This is a genomic window from Paraburkholderia sp. Cy-641 (assembly GCF_011752945.1).
Taxonomy (GTDB): Bacteria; Pseudomonadota; Gammaproteobacteria; order Burkholderiales; family Burkholderiaceae; genus Paraburkholderia.
Window position 1 is genome coordinate 1 of the sequence record NZ_VWWM01000044.1, and the last position, 15883, is coordinate 15883.

Annotated in this window: 12 protein-coding genes and 1 pseudogene; 8 read left to right on the forward strand and 5 right to left on the reverse strand. The window is 64.3% G+C overall.

The features are described from left to right. Positions 1–166 (forward strand): annotated as a pseudogene (locus F3J20_RS32195) (squalene synthase HpnD); the annotation flags it as partial. A gap of 192 nt (positions 167–358) precedes the next feature. Here F3J20_RS32195 and F3J20_RS22275 read toward each other — a convergent pair. The 3 genes from F3J20_RS22275 to F3J20_RS22285 all read right to left on the reverse strand — a co-directional run bounded on the left by F3J20_RS22275 (position 359) and on the right by F3J20_RS22285 (position 3995). Continuing rightward, the gene (locus tag F3J20_RS22275; protein ID WP_167284518.1) at positions 359–1621 is read right to left on the reverse strand and encodes a DUF1501 domain-containing protein; all 1263 of its coding nucleotides are present in this window, start codon (positions 1619–1621) and stop codon (positions 359–361) included. Positions 1622–1732: 111 nt separating this feature from the next. Then, on the reverse strand, positions 1733–3367 hold the full coding sequence (locus tag F3J20_RS22280; protein WP_240162868.1) for a DUF1800 domain-containing protein: 1635 nt from the start codon (positions 3365–3367) through the stop codon (positions 1733–1735). Between the two features lie 301 nt (positions 3368–3668). Then, complete coding sequence (locus F3J20_RS22285) at positions 3669–3995, reverse strand: hypothetical protein (RefSeq protein WP_167038688.1); 327 nt, start codon at positions 3993–3995, stop codon at positions 3669–3671. Positions 3996–4231: 236 nt separating this feature from the next. Here F3J20_RS22285 and ompR point away from each other — a divergent pair, with 236 nt between their 5' ends. From ompR to F3J20_RS22300, 3 genes are all read left to right on the forward strand, one after another. Then, the gene (gene ompR, locus F3J20_RS22290) at positions 4232–4957 is read left to right on the forward strand and encodes a two-component system response regulator OmpR (protein WP_033379433.1); all 726 of its coding nucleotides are present in this window, start codon (positions 4232–4234) and stop codon (positions 4955–4957) included. A 262-nt stretch (positions 4958–5219) separates the two neighbouring features. Then, positions 5220–6569, forward strand: coding sequence for an ATP-binding protein (locus F3J20_RS22295; RefSeq protein ID WP_167038387.1), 1350 nt, complete (start codon positions 5220–5222; stop codon positions 6567–6569). Positions 6570–6780: 211 nt separating this feature from the next. Next, positions 6781–7329 (forward strand): peroxiredoxin, encoded by a 549-nt coding sequence (locus tag F3J20_RS22300; RefSeq protein WP_167038389.1) that lies wholly within the window; start codon positions 6781–6783, stop codon positions 7327–7329. Between the two features lie 196 nt (positions 7330–7525). On the opposite strand, the gene ispF is transcribed toward F3J20_RS22300, so the two are convergent. Then, entirely contained in the window at positions 7526–8005 is a 480-nt protein-coding gene (ispF, locus tag F3J20_RS22305; RefSeq protein WP_167284519.1) for a 2-C-methyl-D-erythritol 2,4-cyclodiphosphate synthase, read from the reverse strand. A 106-nt stretch (positions 8006–8111) separates the two neighbouring features. Further along, complete coding sequence (ispD, locus tag F3J20_RS22310) at positions 8112–8825, reverse strand: 2-C-methyl-D-erythritol 4-phosphate cytidylyltransferase (protein WP_167284520.1); 714 nt, start codon at positions 8823–8825, stop codon at positions 8112–8114. A gap of 122 nt (positions 8826–8947) precedes the next feature. Here ispD and mfd point away from each other — a divergent pair, with 122 nt between their 5' ends. The 4 genes from mfd to mscL all read left to right on the forward strand — a co-directional run bounded on the left by mfd (position 8948) and on the right by mscL (position 15687). Continuing rightward, on the forward strand, positions 8948–12430 hold the full coding sequence (mfd, locus tag F3J20_RS22315; RefSeq protein WP_167284521.1) for a transcription-repair coupling factor: 3483 nt from the start codon (positions 8948–8950) through the stop codon (positions 12428–12430). A gap of 280 nt (positions 12431–12710) precedes the next feature. Then, entirely contained in the window at positions 12711–13934 is a 1224-nt protein-coding gene (gene argE, locus F3J20_RS22320) for an acetylornithine deacetylase (RefSeq protein ID WP_167284522.1), read from the forward strand. Positions 13935–14104: 170 nt separating this feature from the next. Next, positions 14105–15139, forward strand: coding sequence for a threonine/serine dehydratase (locus F3J20_RS22325; RefSeq protein WP_167038399.1), 1035 nt, complete (start codon positions 14105–14107; stop codon positions 15137–15139). 101 nt (positions 15140–15240) lie between these two features. Further along, the gene (gene mscL, locus F3J20_RS22330; RefSeq protein ID WP_167284523.1) at positions 15241–15687 is read left to right on the forward strand and encodes a large conductance mechanosensitive channel protein MscL; all 447 of its coding nucleotides are present in this window, start codon (positions 15241–15243) and stop codon (positions 15685–15687) included. The last annotated feature ends 196 nt before the right edge of the window (positions 15688–15883 follow it).

The following is a 15883-nucleotide window of genomic DNA, read 5'->3' on the forward strand; positions in this document are numbered from 1 at the left end:
CGCGGTGCCCGCCGGCGCGCGCCGCGCGCAGCGCACGCTGCTCGCGCTGGCCGCGCTCGCCCTGGCGTTGCTCGACGAGATCGAACGGGACGGCTATCACGTGCTGCATCAACGCATTGCGTTGACGCCGATCCGCAAGCTCTGGATCGCCTGGCGCGCCAAATAGGCTCCCCAGTCAGAACCAATCAACATCAATCAGCACGAACGGTCATGGCGAACTCGCAGCGGCGACTCGATAAAACCGCAATAAGCCCGCGATAACGCCGCAATCAGAACGCCACCGCAGCGCAACACCGGCACGCAGCATCGAGGTGCGTCGGATCGCGCGCAAAACCCGAACGGCCCCGACCGCGCCAACTCAAACGCGCAGCAGCGGCAGCGGCTCGAATCGCTGCTGCAGAATCGCCGGCGCATCGAGCCCCCACCAGGGGCCGAGCACCGTCGCATAAAGCTCGCGAAAATCGACGCCGACCGGCAGATTGCCGTTGCCATCGAGCCGCGCCAGCATCGGCGGCACGCCATACAGGCCGCCGCGCACACGGCCGCCCGTCACGAAATGCGGTGCCACCGTCCCGTGGTCGGTGCCGTTGCTCTGGTTCTCCCGCGGACGGCGCCCGAACTCCGCATACGTCATCACGAGCGTATCGTTCCAGCGACCCAGTTCGACGAGCGCCGCCTGCATCGCCGCGAGTCCTTCCGCGGACTGCCTGAGCAGCGCGGCCTGCTGACCCGGCTGGTTCTGATGCGTATCGAAACCGTTCAGCGTCAGGCGGATCACGGCCACGCCCTGCCCGCCCCGTGGCTGCCGTCGCGGCGTGCCGGCAGGGGGCACCGGCTGCGCCGCCTCGCTCGCGGCGAGCACCTGCATCGCCGTTCTGATCGAACTGCCGAACGCGCCGCCCGGAAACGCGGTCTTCAATGGCGGCTGCCCCTGCACTGGACGCAGGCGGTCCGCGGCTTTCACGATGTCGTTTTCGACGTCGAGAATATGCGCGAGCTCCGGATTGCGCTCGTGCAGGGACACCGGCACCGCGAGCCGCGACGCCCTGACGAATTGCACAGGATTGACGAGCGCAATCGCGCGCGCGCCATTTGCGAGCGGCCCCATTTCGGCGCTGCCGATCACCACGCCATCGGCTGCAAAACCGGCCGGCACCGGCTTCATCGCGAACGCGCGCGTGAGCCAGCCGTCGCGCAGATATTGATCGGAGCGCGAAGCCGTGTCCCAGATCTCGATCGAGCGGAAATGCGAAAGATTCGGCTGCGCGTAGCTCACGCCCTGCACGATCGCGAGCTGGCCGCCGCGCCACAGCGGCATGAGCGGCTGCAACGCGGGGTGCAGCGCAGTGCGCTCGTCGAGTTGAATCGCCTGCTCGCGCCGGATGGCGATGTTCTTGCGCAGCGCGTAGTAGGTGGGATCGGCGAACGGAATCACAGTGTTCAAGCCGTCGTTGCCGCCTTTCAGCTCAATCAGGATCAGCAGATTGTCGTAGCCGCGCCCCGTCGAAGCCGGCGCGCTCGCGACACTCGGCGCATCGGAGAACCCCGCGCCGAACGCGCGCGGCAGCCATAGCGAGGCACTCGCTGCCGCGCTCATCGAAAGAAAGCTGCGTCGTTTCATGCTGCACCTCGTCGTGATTGTGCCGGCGCGAGTTTCACCGCCGCGCGGCCGGCGCCGACAATCTCCAGGCACCGCTCGCTTGAACTCCTGCTTCAATTCCTGCTTCAACGCTTACTTCAGCTGATAGGCCGGGTCCATCAGCAACGCTTCGAGATACGCGCTCGCAGTCGAATCGGTTGCGATCGCATCCACCGGCGTGAACGGCAGCACCGCGTGCTGCAACTGCAATTCGGCCGACAGCCCGAGCTTCGCGGTCGGTGAAGTGTTGTAGTGCGCAAGCCAGCTCGCGATGTCAAAGCGTACGCCACCCTGCCCCTTGCGCGCCATCGACATCGTGCGTGGCGGCGTCGCGCTTACCTGACTGGCTGCCGCTGTCCGCGCGCCGCGCGCCTCGTTCTTCGCGCTTGCCGGGGCGCTCATGCGCGCGGGCATCGCGGTTTCGGTCGCGCGAAACAGTTGCTCGACGAACTGCTTGCGCGCAAGCAGCGTCGAGCTATTGATCCACGTCGTGCCACCCGGCCAGCCTCTGACGTTCGGCGGATAGAACAGGTTCTCGCCGAGCGTGCGAACCTGCGCGGCGAACGGCTCGGTGTTGTCGTAGCCGATATCGAATGCGCGCAGCGTGCCGACCACGAACTCGACCGGCGACTTCACGAGCACGCCGCGATTGTCGTCGCTCCAGAACGCGTCGCTCAGAAAGAGCCCGCGCAGCGCGACCTTGATGTCGTAGCGGTTCGCGCGAAACTGCATGGCAATCGGCTCGATGAGCGCGGGGTCGGGCGTGTCGGAGACGAATTCGCGCCAGAGCTTCGTGGTGACGAACGTCGCCGTTTCGGGCTGTGCAAGCAGGATGTTGAGCACCTGATCGCCGTCGAACGTACCGGTTTGCCCGAGCACGGTCTTCTCGCCGTCGTCATGCTGATTGGCGCGCCACACGTACGTCTGCGTATCGGGATCGAGACTCCAGCCCGTGTAGGCGCGCGCGGCTTGCGCGACGTCGCGCTGCGTGTAATGCCCCTCGCCGAGCGTGAACAGCTCCATCACTTCGCGCGCGAAATTTTCGTTGGGATTGCCTTTGCGATTGCTCGCGCCATCGAGGTATTGCAGCATGGCCGGGTCTTTCGCGACATCGTGCAGCAGCTCGCCGAAATGACCGAGCGCGTGACGACGCAACAACATGTTTTGCTGCGCCATCTGCTGCGGAAACTGCACCTTGTCCAGCCCCGACGTGAAGTGGTTGTGCCAGAAAAGCGTCATGCGTTCGGTCAGCGGCGAAGGGGTGTTCAGCATCTCGCGCAGCCACCATGCTCGTAATAGTTCGTAACGCTGGGTACGCAGGCGTTGTTGCTCGATGCGCTGTTCCGGCGTCCATGCCTGACGTTCGGCTCGGGTCGGAATCGGTTCGGCGATCCAGTCGGGAGGCGGCACGAGCGCTTCGCTTCGGGTGCTCGCGAGCAGCTTGTCGACGGCCTGCTCACGCGTGAGTCCCGCGTATTGAGCGAGCTCGGCGTTATCGGGCGCGAAGCCGACACGAGTCAGAAAAAAGCGCGCGTCGTCGGAATCGAGAATGCTTTGCGCGCTTCCGGCCGCGGGCAATGCGGTCGCCGCGGCCGCCGGCGCGCGATGCGCGCCGTGCACGACGCGCTGCTGCGCGAGCGCGTCCGTTGCACCGTAGGTCAATGCGGCCAGTGCCGTCATCGAAACGAAAAACCACGGCTTACAGCCAACACGTCGAAGAAGTTTCATGATCGCTGATCCGGGTTTTCACGACGTCACGCGTCGAGGCTTTCGCGCAAACGTGCAGGCGAAATGGACCATGCACTGACGGCTCAACGGCACAACGGAACAGGAAGTTGACGCTGAAGATGCAACAGGATTTTTCAGGCGGCGCGATTCGTATCGGGCGGATATTACGCAGGCATCAAGCCGGCATGGCCTGACGCATCGCTTGACACAAGCACCTTGAAACACACCGGTACGCGAACGTTTGCGTGGATGGAAAATGCCTCTGCGCAGGCACAAACCGGGCACCCACGCCCGCGCTCGGCTAGCGCTTATACAGCTCGCGCACGGCGTCTTCGATATGCTGACGTAGCAGACGCCGCTCTTCGGGCGTCATATGGCCGTCGCGACGGCGTTGATCGAGATCGGGGGGAACCACGGTGCGCATCATCACGTCTGATGCAGGATGATCGATGGCCATGTTGTGGTGATTGGCTCGGCCATTGCCCGGGTGGGGCGCGCGTTCACTCGCGGCTCTGTCGGCGAGCGGCTGCGCATGGGCGAGCGTCGGGCTCAGTGATCCTGCGAGCGTACCGGCTACCGCCAGTGCAATCACGCTCAGGCGCACATTTGGCCAAACCCCTCCCTTCATGTTGTTCCCTTCGTGGCGCGGCAACCGGCTACCTCAGATGCGTGTACAAACCCCGGTAACAGCCGGGTACGAAAGTTTTGTCGAGTGAAGTATCCACCGAACGGCCGCCTTCAGTAAAGAAGTCTAAACGCCCCTACTTTACGTCGTGCCACACCGCGGGTAAATTTTGTAACTGACTGTAACCCCAGAAATGGTGTAACCGCGCACCACTTTCTAATCGCGCTAAGATGCCGACCATGGAAACCAAAAACCCTTCGAAAATCCTCGTCGTCGACGACGATCCACGCCTGCGCGATCTGCTGCGCCGCTACCTCGGCGAACAAGGCTTCAATGTCTACGTCGCCGAAAACGCGCCGTCGATGAACAAGCTGTGGGTACGCGAGCGCTTCGATCTGCTGGTGCTCGATCTGATGCTGCCCGGCGAGGACGGCCTGTCGATCTGCCGCCGTCTGCGCGGCAGCAACGACCGCACGCCGATCATCATGCTGACGGCCAAGGGTGAGGATGTCGATCGCATCGTCGGCCTTGAAATGGGCGCGGACGATTATCTGCCCAAGCCGTTCAATCCGCGCGAGCTGGTCGCGCGCATTCACGCGGTGCTGCGTCGCCAGTCGCCGTCCGAATTGCCGGGTGCGCCCTCGGAGACGACCGAAGTATTCGAGTTCGGCGAATTCGCGCTCAATCTCGCGACGCGCACGCTCACGAAGGCCGGCCAGGAAATTCCGTTGACCACGGGCGAATTTTCGGTGCTCAAAGTGTTCGCGCGTCATCCGCGTCAACCGCTTTCGCGTGAAAAGCTCATGGAGCTCGCACGCGGCCGCGAATACGAAGTTTTCGACCGCAGCCTCGACGTGCAGATCTCGCGTTTGCGCAAGCTGATCGAACCCGATCCGGGCAGCCCGCGCTTCATTCAGACCGTGTGGGGTCTGGGCTACGTGTTCATCCCCGACGGTGCAGCCTGACCATGCACCCCACGGCGGTGTCGATCAGAGTTGGCGCTTCAGCGCCTACTCTGATCCCATGCGCTTTGTCGCGGTCGATCAGAGCTGGCGCTTTAGCGCCTACTCCGGTCCCATGCGCTTTGTCGCGGTCGATCAGAGCTGGCGCTTCAGCGCCTACTCTGATCCCATGCGCCCCGCCGCACTCGACCGGAGCAAGTGCAAAGCACCCGCTCCGATCTCACACAAAATAGTTGCTGTCCTTGATCTCTCATAAGAAGGGCCCATGCGGATCGACCGGCGCCTCCTGACGCTCGCGTTCGGCGGCCTTTTCTGGCGGACTTTTCTGCTGATCGCGCTGTTGATCGCAGTCAGTCTCGCCGCGTGGTTCCAGAGCTTTCGCGTGATCGAGCGCGAGCCGCGCGCGCAGCGCGTGGCTTTGCAACTCGTCGCGATCGTCAAGCTCACGCGCACCGCACTCCTCTATTCCGACCCCGACCTGCGGCGCGCGCTGCTGCAGGATCTGGAGAGCAATGAAGGGGTGCGCGTGTATCCGCGCGAAGCCACCGACAAATACAAGCTCCAGCCCGACGAATCGCTGAACCGCCTGATCGAGCACGACATTCGCGGCCGCCTCGGCGACGACACCGTGATCGCGCAAAGCGTGAACGACATCAACGGCGTATGGATCAGCTTCAAGATCGACGACGACGACTACTGGGTCGCGCTCGACCGCGATCAGCTCGACAATGCCACGGGTCTGCAATGGGCCGGCTGGGGCGTGTTCGCGCTGGCGCTCTCGCTGTTCGGCGCGGCGTTCATCACGAGTCTCGTGAACCGGCCGTTCGCGCGTCTCGCGATGGCCGCGCGCAAGGTCGGCTCAGGGCAGTCGCCCGAGCCGCTGCCCGAGCGCGGCATGGGCGTGGCCGCCGAAACCAATCGCAGCTTCAACCAGATGGTGCGCGACCTCGAACAGCTCGAAGCCGACCGCGCGCTGATGCTCGCGGGCATCTCGCACGATCTGCGCACGCCGCTCGCGCGGTTGCGTCTCGAAACCGAAATGAGCCCGTCCGATCAGAGCACGAAGGACGCGATGGTCGACGACATCGAGCAGATGGACATGATCATCGGCCGCTTCCTCGATTACGCGCGGCCGGTGCAGCGCGTGCCGGAGCCCGTCGATCTCTCCGTGATCGCGGGCGAGATCGCCGCGCGCATGCAGAGCGAGGACAGTATGCGGCTCATCACGCGGCTCGCGCCGTCGGCGGTGATCGAGGCCGACGAAACCGATATGCGGCGCGTGGTCGGCAACCTGCTCGAGAATGCGCGCAAATACGGCAGCAGCGACGAGGACGGCATTCCGCACGTGATTCTCGAAACGCGCGTGTCGCATTCGCGGGTGGAACTGTCGGTCGTCGACGAAGGCCCCGGCATCCCCGAAGACCAGCTCGCGCTCGTCACACGGCCGTTCTATCGCGTCAATTCGGCGCGCACCCAGGCCAACGGCACGGGCCTCGGCATGGCGATCGTGCAACGGCTCGTCGCGCGCTATCGCGGCGCCTTGCGGCTGCGCAATCGCACGCCCGGACCGGGGCTCGAAGTCACGATCGAATTTCCGCTCGCGAAAGGCGCCTGAGCCGACGCGCGCGCGGCGCCATGCCGCCCCGGCATGAAGCCCGAATCGCGCGCAATGCGGCTCGACGCCCGCCGCCGCGTACCGATTCGTCGGCAGCCGGCTCTTGAAGCGACGGCCCGATAAATCTAGAGTGAACCCGGTGGCACCCGCCGCGCGGGATGGCCCGTGAACTTCCAGGCATGCCGTTGTCGACTTCCGAAGGAGCACCCGCATGAAAACCGTTGGCGATAAACTCGAAGCGTTCACGGTCACTGCCGCCAAGCCGGGCTTCAATCATCACGAGGAACACGGCGTCTCGGCGTTCGAGGACATCACCGAGCAGTCGTTTCCAGGCAAGTGGAAAATCATCTACTTCTATCCGAAGGATTTCTCGCTGGTCTGCCCGACGGAAATCGTCGAGTTCGGCAAGCTCGTGAAGGAATTCGAGGACCGCGAAGCGGTGCTGCTCGGCGGCAGCGTCGACAATGAATTCGTGAAGCTCGCGTGGCGCCGCGAGAACAAGGAACTCGACCGGCTGAACCACTACTCGTTCGGCGACGTGAAGGGCGAACTGATCGACCAGCTCGGCGTGCGCGACCAGGAAGCGGGCGTCGCGCTGCGCGCCACCTTCATCGTCGATCCGGACAACACGATCCAGCATGTGTCGGTCAATAATCTGAACGTCGGCCGTAGCCCCATGGAAGTGCTGCGGATTCTCGACGGCTTGCTCACGGACGAATTGTGTCCGAGCAACCGGACGATCGGCGGCGCAACGCTGTAAGTGCTGCCGCCGGCCGCACGACACGACATGACATGACAAAAGCCCACCGGTCTGCAATAACGGTGGGCCTCTTTATCCATTCCCCTGGCGGGGAAAAATCTCGGGCGAGTTGCGCCTGATGACAGGCACGCGCGCTCGTGTTGTCGCTCGTGCTGTATTTCCCGGCAGCGCGCGATGCCGCTGCCGGCAGACCCGCTCACTTCCTGACCAGCAGCACCGCGGCCTGCGCTTCGATCCCCTCGCCCCTGCCGAGGTAGCCGAGCTTCTCGTTCGTCTTCGCCTTGACGTTGACGAGCTCAATCGGCAAACCGAGATCGGCCGCGATATTCGCGCGCATGCCGTCGATATGCGGCGCAAGCTTCGGCGCCTGGGCGATCACGCTGCTGTCGACGTTGCCGATCGAAAAGCCCGCCGCCCTCACGCGCGCCACGCATTCGCGCAGCAGCACGCGGCTGTCCGCGCCGGCGAACTGCGCGTCGGTGTCGGAGAAATGGCGGCCGATATCGCCGAGCGCGGCCGCGCCGAACAGCGCGTCGGTGATCGCATGCAGCAGCACGTCCGCATCCGAGTGGCCGAGCAGCCCGCGCTCGTACGGAATCGTCACGCCGCCGATAATCAACGCGCGCCCCGGCACCAGCGTATGCACGTCATAGCCCTGCCCAATCCTGAAATCCATTTGCGTCACATCCTCAAGTACTGAAGCTTTAAAGCTTTTTTGAATCGTCGTCGATGCCGGCCGGCGAACCGCCGACCCAGCACCGATCCAACGCCGACGAGCAATCTCACGACGCCGCGCCGCGGCTCAGAATCGCCTCGGCCAGCTCGAAATCCTCGGGATACGTCACCTTGAAATTGCGCAGGCTGCCTTGCACGAGCTTCGGCGCATGGCCCGACCATTCGATTGCGCTGGCCTCGTCGGTCAGATCGTGGCCGTCGGCTTGGGCGCGCAGGATCGCCTCGCGCAGCATGCCGATGCGGAACATCTGCGGCGTCTGTGCCTGCCACAGCCCACCGCGTGCTTCGGTGCGGGCGATGCGGCCATCGTGGGACGCGCCGTCGATGCGCTTCAGCGTATCGGCGACCGGCAGCGCCATGATGCCGCCGACCGCGTCGTCCTTGAGCGAGCCGATCAGCGTGCGGATCAGCGCGGGCGTGATGCCGGGACGCGCGGCGTCATGCACGAGCACCCAGTCGTCGTCGTGGGCGCCGAATTCGGCGAGCGCATGGAGGCCGTTGAGCACCGACGCCTGGCGCGACGCACCGCCCGCGCGGCGCACCGCGAAGCGCAGGCCGCCGAAGCGGCGCGCGTCGAAATGCTGGTCGTCGGGCGCGATCACGACGAGGGTCTGGGTGAATTCGCTGCACGCATCGAACGCGGCGAGCGAGTAATGGAGCATGTCGCGACCGGCGACAGTGCGATATTGTTTCGGCATCGCGGCGCCGGAACGGCTGCCGGTGCCTGCGCACGGAATCAGGGCGAAGAGACGGGAAGTCACGAGTGCGGATGCCGCGAAGTCAAAGTAAAGGACGGATTTTATAATAGGTCCTTCGCCATCCATGCCCCGACACGCGTAAACTTGGCCGTTCGTGTGAGACCGAGCCGCTTTTTCTCTTCTTTATGTCAGACATCGCCGCATCCTCGCAGTCCTCCCCGCCCGTCGCGCTCGTCAAGGCCGGCCAGCGTTTCGCCTTCGACGGCACGCGCGGCTCGTCCGACGCGCTGCTGATCGCCCGCTACCATCTCGCCTATCGCGAGAAGATGCCGCTGCTGGCCGTCGTCTGCGAAAGCGCGGTCGATGCGCAGCGGCTCTCGCAGGAAATCGGCTTCTTCGCACCCGAAGCGCGCGTGCGTCTGCTGCCCGACTGGGAGACGCTGCCTTACGATACGTTTTCACCGCACCAGGACCTCGTCTCCGAGCGCCTCGCGACGCTGCACGATCTCGGCGAGGGCCGCTGCGACATCCTGCTCGTGCCGGCCACGACCGCCCTGTACCGCATGCCGCCCGCCTCGTTCCTCGCGGCCTACACGTTCTCGTTCTCGCAAGGCGAGCGCCTCGACGAGGCGAAGCTGAAGGCGCAACTGACGCTCGCCGGCTACGAGCACGTGAGCCAGGTCGTGCGGCCCGGCGAATACTGCGTGCGCGGCTCGCTGCTCGATCTGTTCCCGATGGGCTCGCCGCTGCCGTACCGGATCGACCTGTTCGACGACCAGGTCGACTCGATCCGCGCGTTCGATCCCGACACGCAGCGCAGCCTCTATCCGGTCAAGGACGTGCGCCTGCTGCCGGGCCGCGAATTCCCGTTCGACGAAGCCGCGCGCACCGCATTCCGCAGCCGCTGGCGCGAGACCTTCGAGGGCGATCCGAGCCGCGCGTCGATCTATAAGGACATCGGCAACGGCGTGCCGTCGGCGGGCATCGAATACTATCTGCCGCTGTTTTTCGACGACACGGCCACGCTCTTCCACTATCTGCCCGACGGCTCGCAGCTTGCGTTCATCGGCGATCTCGACGCGGCGATCCGGCGCTTCACCAACGACACGAAGCAGCGCTTCAATTTCCTCGCGCACGACCGTGACCGGCCGATTCTCGAACCGCAGAAGCTGTTTCTGTCGGACGAGGATTTCTTCACACTCGCCAAGCCGTTCGGGCGGCTCGTGCTGCCCATCAACGGCGGCGGCGCCTGGTCGGTCGCGCTGCCGAACCTCGCGATCGACCGCCACGCCGACGACCCCGTCGCGGCCTTGCGCGCGTATCTGGGCACGACGCCGAACCGCGTGCTGTTCGCCGCCGAATCGGCGGGCCGCCGCGAAACGCTGCTGCAGCTGCTCGCCGACAATCATCTGAAGCCCGCCTCGGCCGACAGCTTCCAGGACTGGCTCACCGGCGACGCGCACTTCTCGCTCGGCGTCGCGCCGCTCGCGAACGGCTTCGCGCTGCCCGGCGACGGCCTCGCGATCATCACCGAAACCGAGCTGTACGGGCCGCTCGCGCGCCGCGCGGGACGCCGCCGCCAGGAACAGGCGAGCAACGTCGATTCGATGGTGCGCGACCTGTCCGAGCTGAAGGTCGGCGATCCGGTCGTGCATTCGCAGCACGGCATCGGCCGCTATATGGGCCTCGTGACGATGGACCTCGGCGAAGGCGAAACCGAGTTCCTGCACCTCGAATACGCGGGCGACAGCAAGCTCTACGTGCCGGTCGCGCAGTTGCACGTGATCTCGCGCTACAGCGGCGCCGATCCCGAAAGCGCGCCGCTGCACTCGCTCGGCTCCGGCCAGTGGGAAAAGGCCAAGCGCAAGGCCGCGCAGCAGATTCGCGACACCGCGGCCGAACTGCTCAATCTCTACGCGCGCCGCGCCGCCCGCTCGGGCCACGCATTCGGGCTCGAACCGAAAGACTACGTGAAGTTCGCCGAGAGCTTCGGCTTCGAGGAAACGCCGGACCAGGCCGCCGCGATCGCGGCCGTGATCGGCGACATGACGAGCGGCAAACCGATGGACCGGCTCGTGTGCGGCGACGTCGGCTTCGGCAAGACCGAGGTCGCTTTGCGCGCGGCCTTTATCGCGGTGATGGGCGGCAAGCAGGTCGCGCTGCTCTCGCCCACCACGCTGCTCGCCGAGCAGCACACGCAAACTTTCAGCGACCGCTTCTCCGACTGGCCCGTGCGCATCGCCGAACTGTCGCGCTTCAAATCGGCCAAGGAAGTCAACGCGGCGATCCAGCAGATCAACGAAGGCTCGGTCGACATCGTGATCGGCACGCACAAGCTGCTCTCGTCGGACGTGCAGTTCAAGCGGCTCGGGCTCGTCATCATCGACGAGGAGCATCGCTTCGGCGTGCGCCAGAAGGAAGCGCTGAAGGCGCTGCGCGCCGAGGTCGACGTGCTGACGCTGACCGCGACGCCGATCCCGCGCACACTCGGCATGGCGCTCGAAGGCCTGCGCGATTTCTCGGTCATCGCGACCGCGCCGCAAAAGCGCCTCGCGATCAAGACCTTCGTGCGCCGCGAGGAAGACAGCGTGATTCGCGAGGCGATGCTGCGCGAACTGAAGCGCGGCGGCCAGGTGTACTTCCTGCACAACGAGGTCGAGACGATCGAGAATCGCCGACAGATGCTCGAAGCGCTCGTGCCCGAAGCGCGCATCGCGGTCGCGCACGGCCAGATGCACGAGCGCGAACTCGAACGCGTGATGCGCGATTTCGTCGCGCAGCGCGCGAACGTGCTGCTGTGCACGACGATCATCGAAACCGGCATCGACGTGCCGAGCGCGAACACGATCCTGATCCATCGCGCCGACAAGTTCGGGCTCGCGCAGTTGCACCAGTTGCGCGGCCGCGTCGGGCGCTCGCATCACCAGGCGTATTCGTATCTGCTCGTGCACGATCCGCAGGGGCTCACCAAGCAGGCACAGCGCCGCCTCGAAGCGATCCAGCAGATGGAAGAACTCGGCTCGGGTTTCTATCTCGCGATGCACGACCTCGAAATTCGCGGCACGGGCGAAGTGCTCGGCGACAAGCAATCGGGCGAGATTCACGAGATCGGCTTCCAGCTGTATACCGACATGCTCAACGACGCGGTCAAGGCGCTCAAGAACGGCAAGGAGCCTGACCTCACCGCGCCGCTTGCCGCGACCACCGAGATCAACCTGCACACGCCGGCAATCCTGCCGTCGGACTATTGCGGCGACGTGCAGGAGCGTCTGTCGCTCTACAAGCGGCTCGCGAACTGCGAACACAACGATTCGATCGACGGCATCCAGGAAGAATTGATCGACCGTTTCGGCAAGTTGCCGCCGCCGGCACATGCGCTCGTGGAAACGCACCGTCTGCGGCTCGCCGCGAAGCCGCTCGGCATTTCGAAGATCGATGCGGGCGAAGCGGTGATCGGGCTGCAGTTCATCCCCAATCCGCCCGTCGACGCGATGCGGATCATCGAGATGGTGCAGAAGCACAAGCACATCAAGCTCGCGGGTCAGGACAAGCTGCGCATCGAAACGCGCAGCCCCGATCTCGCAGTGCGCGTCGCGACCGTCAAGGAGACCTTGCGCGCGCTCGGTTCGCCGAGCCGCGATACGGCAGCCGCCACGGCTGCGCGTTGAGGCGCCGGGGTGTGCGCAGGCATGGTGCGCACATGGCCGATGCGTCAAGTTGAGTTGAGTCGAGTCGAGTCGCGCATGAGAGGCGGATCGTGCAACGAAGCATATCGCTCACGCACGCCGCATTACGTACGCCACGTACGGACGATGCAGAAAACGGGGGACGTCCCCCCGTTTTCTGCCTGTCGATGCTGCGCTGCGCCAATGCCGCTTCAGCTGACGAATGCGCTTGCCCGCTTTCGTTTGGGATATGATCGACAGACTAAAATGCCGGAGTCCAGTCATGTCTCATGCCGCTGAAGCAGCGCAATCCTCCACGTCTTCTGCTCCCGCTTCGCCGATTTCCCTCCCCTGGGTCACCCGCCTCGTCTCGATGGACACCGTGAGCCGCAACCCGAATCTCGGCCTCATCGAAACCGTGCGCGACGCATTGCGCACGGCCGGCATCGACGCGACGCTCACGCACGGCAAGGGCGGCAAGTGGGCCAATCTGTTCGCGACGATTCCCGCGTACGATGGCGAAACGAATGGCGGCGTGGTGCTGTCGGGCCACACCGACGTGGTGCCGGTGGACGGCCAGCAGTGGGACAGCGATCCGTTCAAGCCCGAGATTCGCGGCAACAAGCTCTATGGCCGCGGCACCTGCGACATGAAAGGCTTTATCGGCGCGGCGCTCGCACTCGTGCCGGACATGCAGCGCACGAAGCTCGCGAAGCCGATTCACTTCGCGCTGTCGTTCGACGAGGAAGTCGGCTGCATCGGCGCACCGCTGTTGATCGCCGATCTGATGAAGCGCGGCGTGAAGCCGGACGGCTGCATTGTCGGCGAACCGACCAGCATGCGCCCGATCATCGCGCACAAAGGCATCAACGCGTATCAGTGCTGCGTGCACGGCCAGGCCGCGCATTCATCGCTGACGCCCAAAGGCTTGAACGCGATCGAGTACGCCGCGCGCCTGATCTGCTATATCCGCGACATGGCGGACCAGTTCCGCGAGCAAGGCCCGTTCGACGAACTGTACGACGTGCCGTTCAGCACCGCGCAAACCAGCACGATCTCGGGCGGCAACGCGATCAACACGGTACCGGCCGAATGCCAGTTCCAGTTCGAGTTCCGCAATCTGCCAACGCTCGATCCCGAGCAGATTTTCGCGCGCATCGAGACCTACGCGCGCGACACGCTGTTGCCGAAAATGCTGCGCGAGCATCCGTCGGCCGCGATCGAGATCACGAAGATCGCCGCGGCGCCCGGACTCGATTCGTCTGAACAGGCCGCGATCACGCAGCTCGTGCGCGCGCTCACCGCCGATCAGGACAAGCGCAAGGTCGCCTACGGCACCGAAGCCGGACTGTTTTCGAACGCGGGCATTCCGAGCATCGTGTGCGGCCCCGGCGACATCCAGCAGGCGCACAAGGCCAACGAATTCGTCGAACTCGAACAGCTCGCGGCCTGCGAGCGTTTTCTCGGCAAGTTCATTCATAGCATGTCGGTCGAGGCGGCTCGATGAGACGCGCGAAGTAGCGGTGCGCGAAGTAGCAGTGCGCGCAGCAACGGTGCACAAGACAGCGCGGCAAGGCAACGCCGGGCGGCACAAAGTCGTGAGGCAAGGCCCGTCGCACTGAAACTGCACGCCGCGAAACGGGTCTCAGCCATATCGACGACGCCGGAGCTCACGCCATGTCAAGCGCCATGCCTCAGCACACGGATCACACGATCGACGGCGAACCGATCCCCACGCTCGACGAAATCGCCGCGCAGCACTTTGCGTTGACGCCGTGGGTCGTGCGCACGCCAGTATTCGACCGGCTCGATTTTGCATCGCTGCAAGGCACGCCGGTGAATTTCAAGTTCGAACTGTTGCAGGCGGGCGGCAGCTTCAAGGCGCGTGGCGCATTCACGAACCTGCTCGCGCTCGACGATACGCAAAAGAGCGCGGGCGTGACCTGCGTGTCGGGCGGCAATCATGCGGTGGCGGTGGCGTACGCGGCGATGCGTCTTGGCATCGGCGCGAAGGTCGTGCTGTTCAGCGCGGCGAATTCGGCGCGCGTCGCGCTATGCCGCGAGTACGGCGCCGACATCGTCTATGCGGAAGATCTCGCCGAGGCATTCGAACTGGTGCGCCGCATCGAAGCCGAGGAAGGCCGCTATTTCGTGCATCCGTTCAACGGCTATCGCACGGTGCTCGGTTCGGCCACGCTCGGCTACGAATGGGCGACGCAAACGCCCGACCTCGAAGCGGCGATCGTGCCGGTCGGCGGCGGCGGGCTCGCCGCCGGTGTCGCCACGGCGCTGCGGCTCGCGAACCCGAACATCCACGTGTACGGCGTCGAACCCGAAGGCGCGGACGTGATGAGCAAGAGCTTTGCCGCCAACCATACGGTCAGAATGGGCCATATGCACAGCATTGCCGACTCATTGATGTCGCCGCATACCGAGCAATTCAGCTATGAACTCTGCCGCCGTCATATCGATCGGCTCGTCACCGTTTCCGACGATCAATTGCGCGCGGCGATGCTGGTTCTCTTCCAGCAACTGAAGCTCGCCGTCGAACCCGCTTGCGCCGCCGCCACGGCGGCATTGCTCGGACCATTGCGCGAACCGTTGCATGGCCGGCGCGTCGGCGTCCTGCTGTGCGGCACCAACACGGACCCGGTCAGTTTTGCCGCGCATCTCGAACGCGCGCGTCATAGCGCGTCACAGTTTCCGCACTAGCGCGTGCCATCTGAAAGCGTTGCTCGTATTGCGGCTAAAACACTAGCCTATCCGCCTCAGATTGGTATTATTCGGCTATTCATATCTGGGGAGGTACTTCTATGAGCATAGTTAAAGAATTTAAAGAATTTGCCCTCAAGGGCAATGTGATGGATCTCGCTGTCGGTGTGATTATCGGCGGCGCTTTTTCCAGCATTGTTAATTCGGTCGTCAAAGACCTGATCATGCCGATCGTCGGGCTCGCTACCGGCGGCCTCGACTTCTCCAATATGTTCATTCGCCTCGGCGATATTCCGGCAACCTACAAAGGCAGCCCCGGTTCGTACAAGGACCTGCAAACGGCCGGTGTCGCGGTGATCGGCTATGGTTCGTTCATCACGGTGTTGATCAACTTCATCATCCTCGCGTTCATCATTTTCCTGATGGCCAAGTTCATCAACAATCTGCGCAAGCCGGCCGAAGCCGCACCGGAAGAACCGGCGCCGACGCCCGAAGACGTGCTGCTGCTGCGCGAGATTCGCGATTCGCTAAAGAATCAGCAGCATTGAAGAGGCAGTGAAACTCCGGTTCGCGGTTTAAAGACTGAAAGCCGGAGTCGAAGCAATACAAACACAAAGGCCTGTTGCGATTGCCGTCGCAACAGGCCTTTGTGTTTTTCCCGATTTTTTCTGCACGAAGCAGCCGGTATGCACCAGCCGTCGCGCCACGCGTACGCCAGCGCATGCCGAAACGTTAAACGTTACG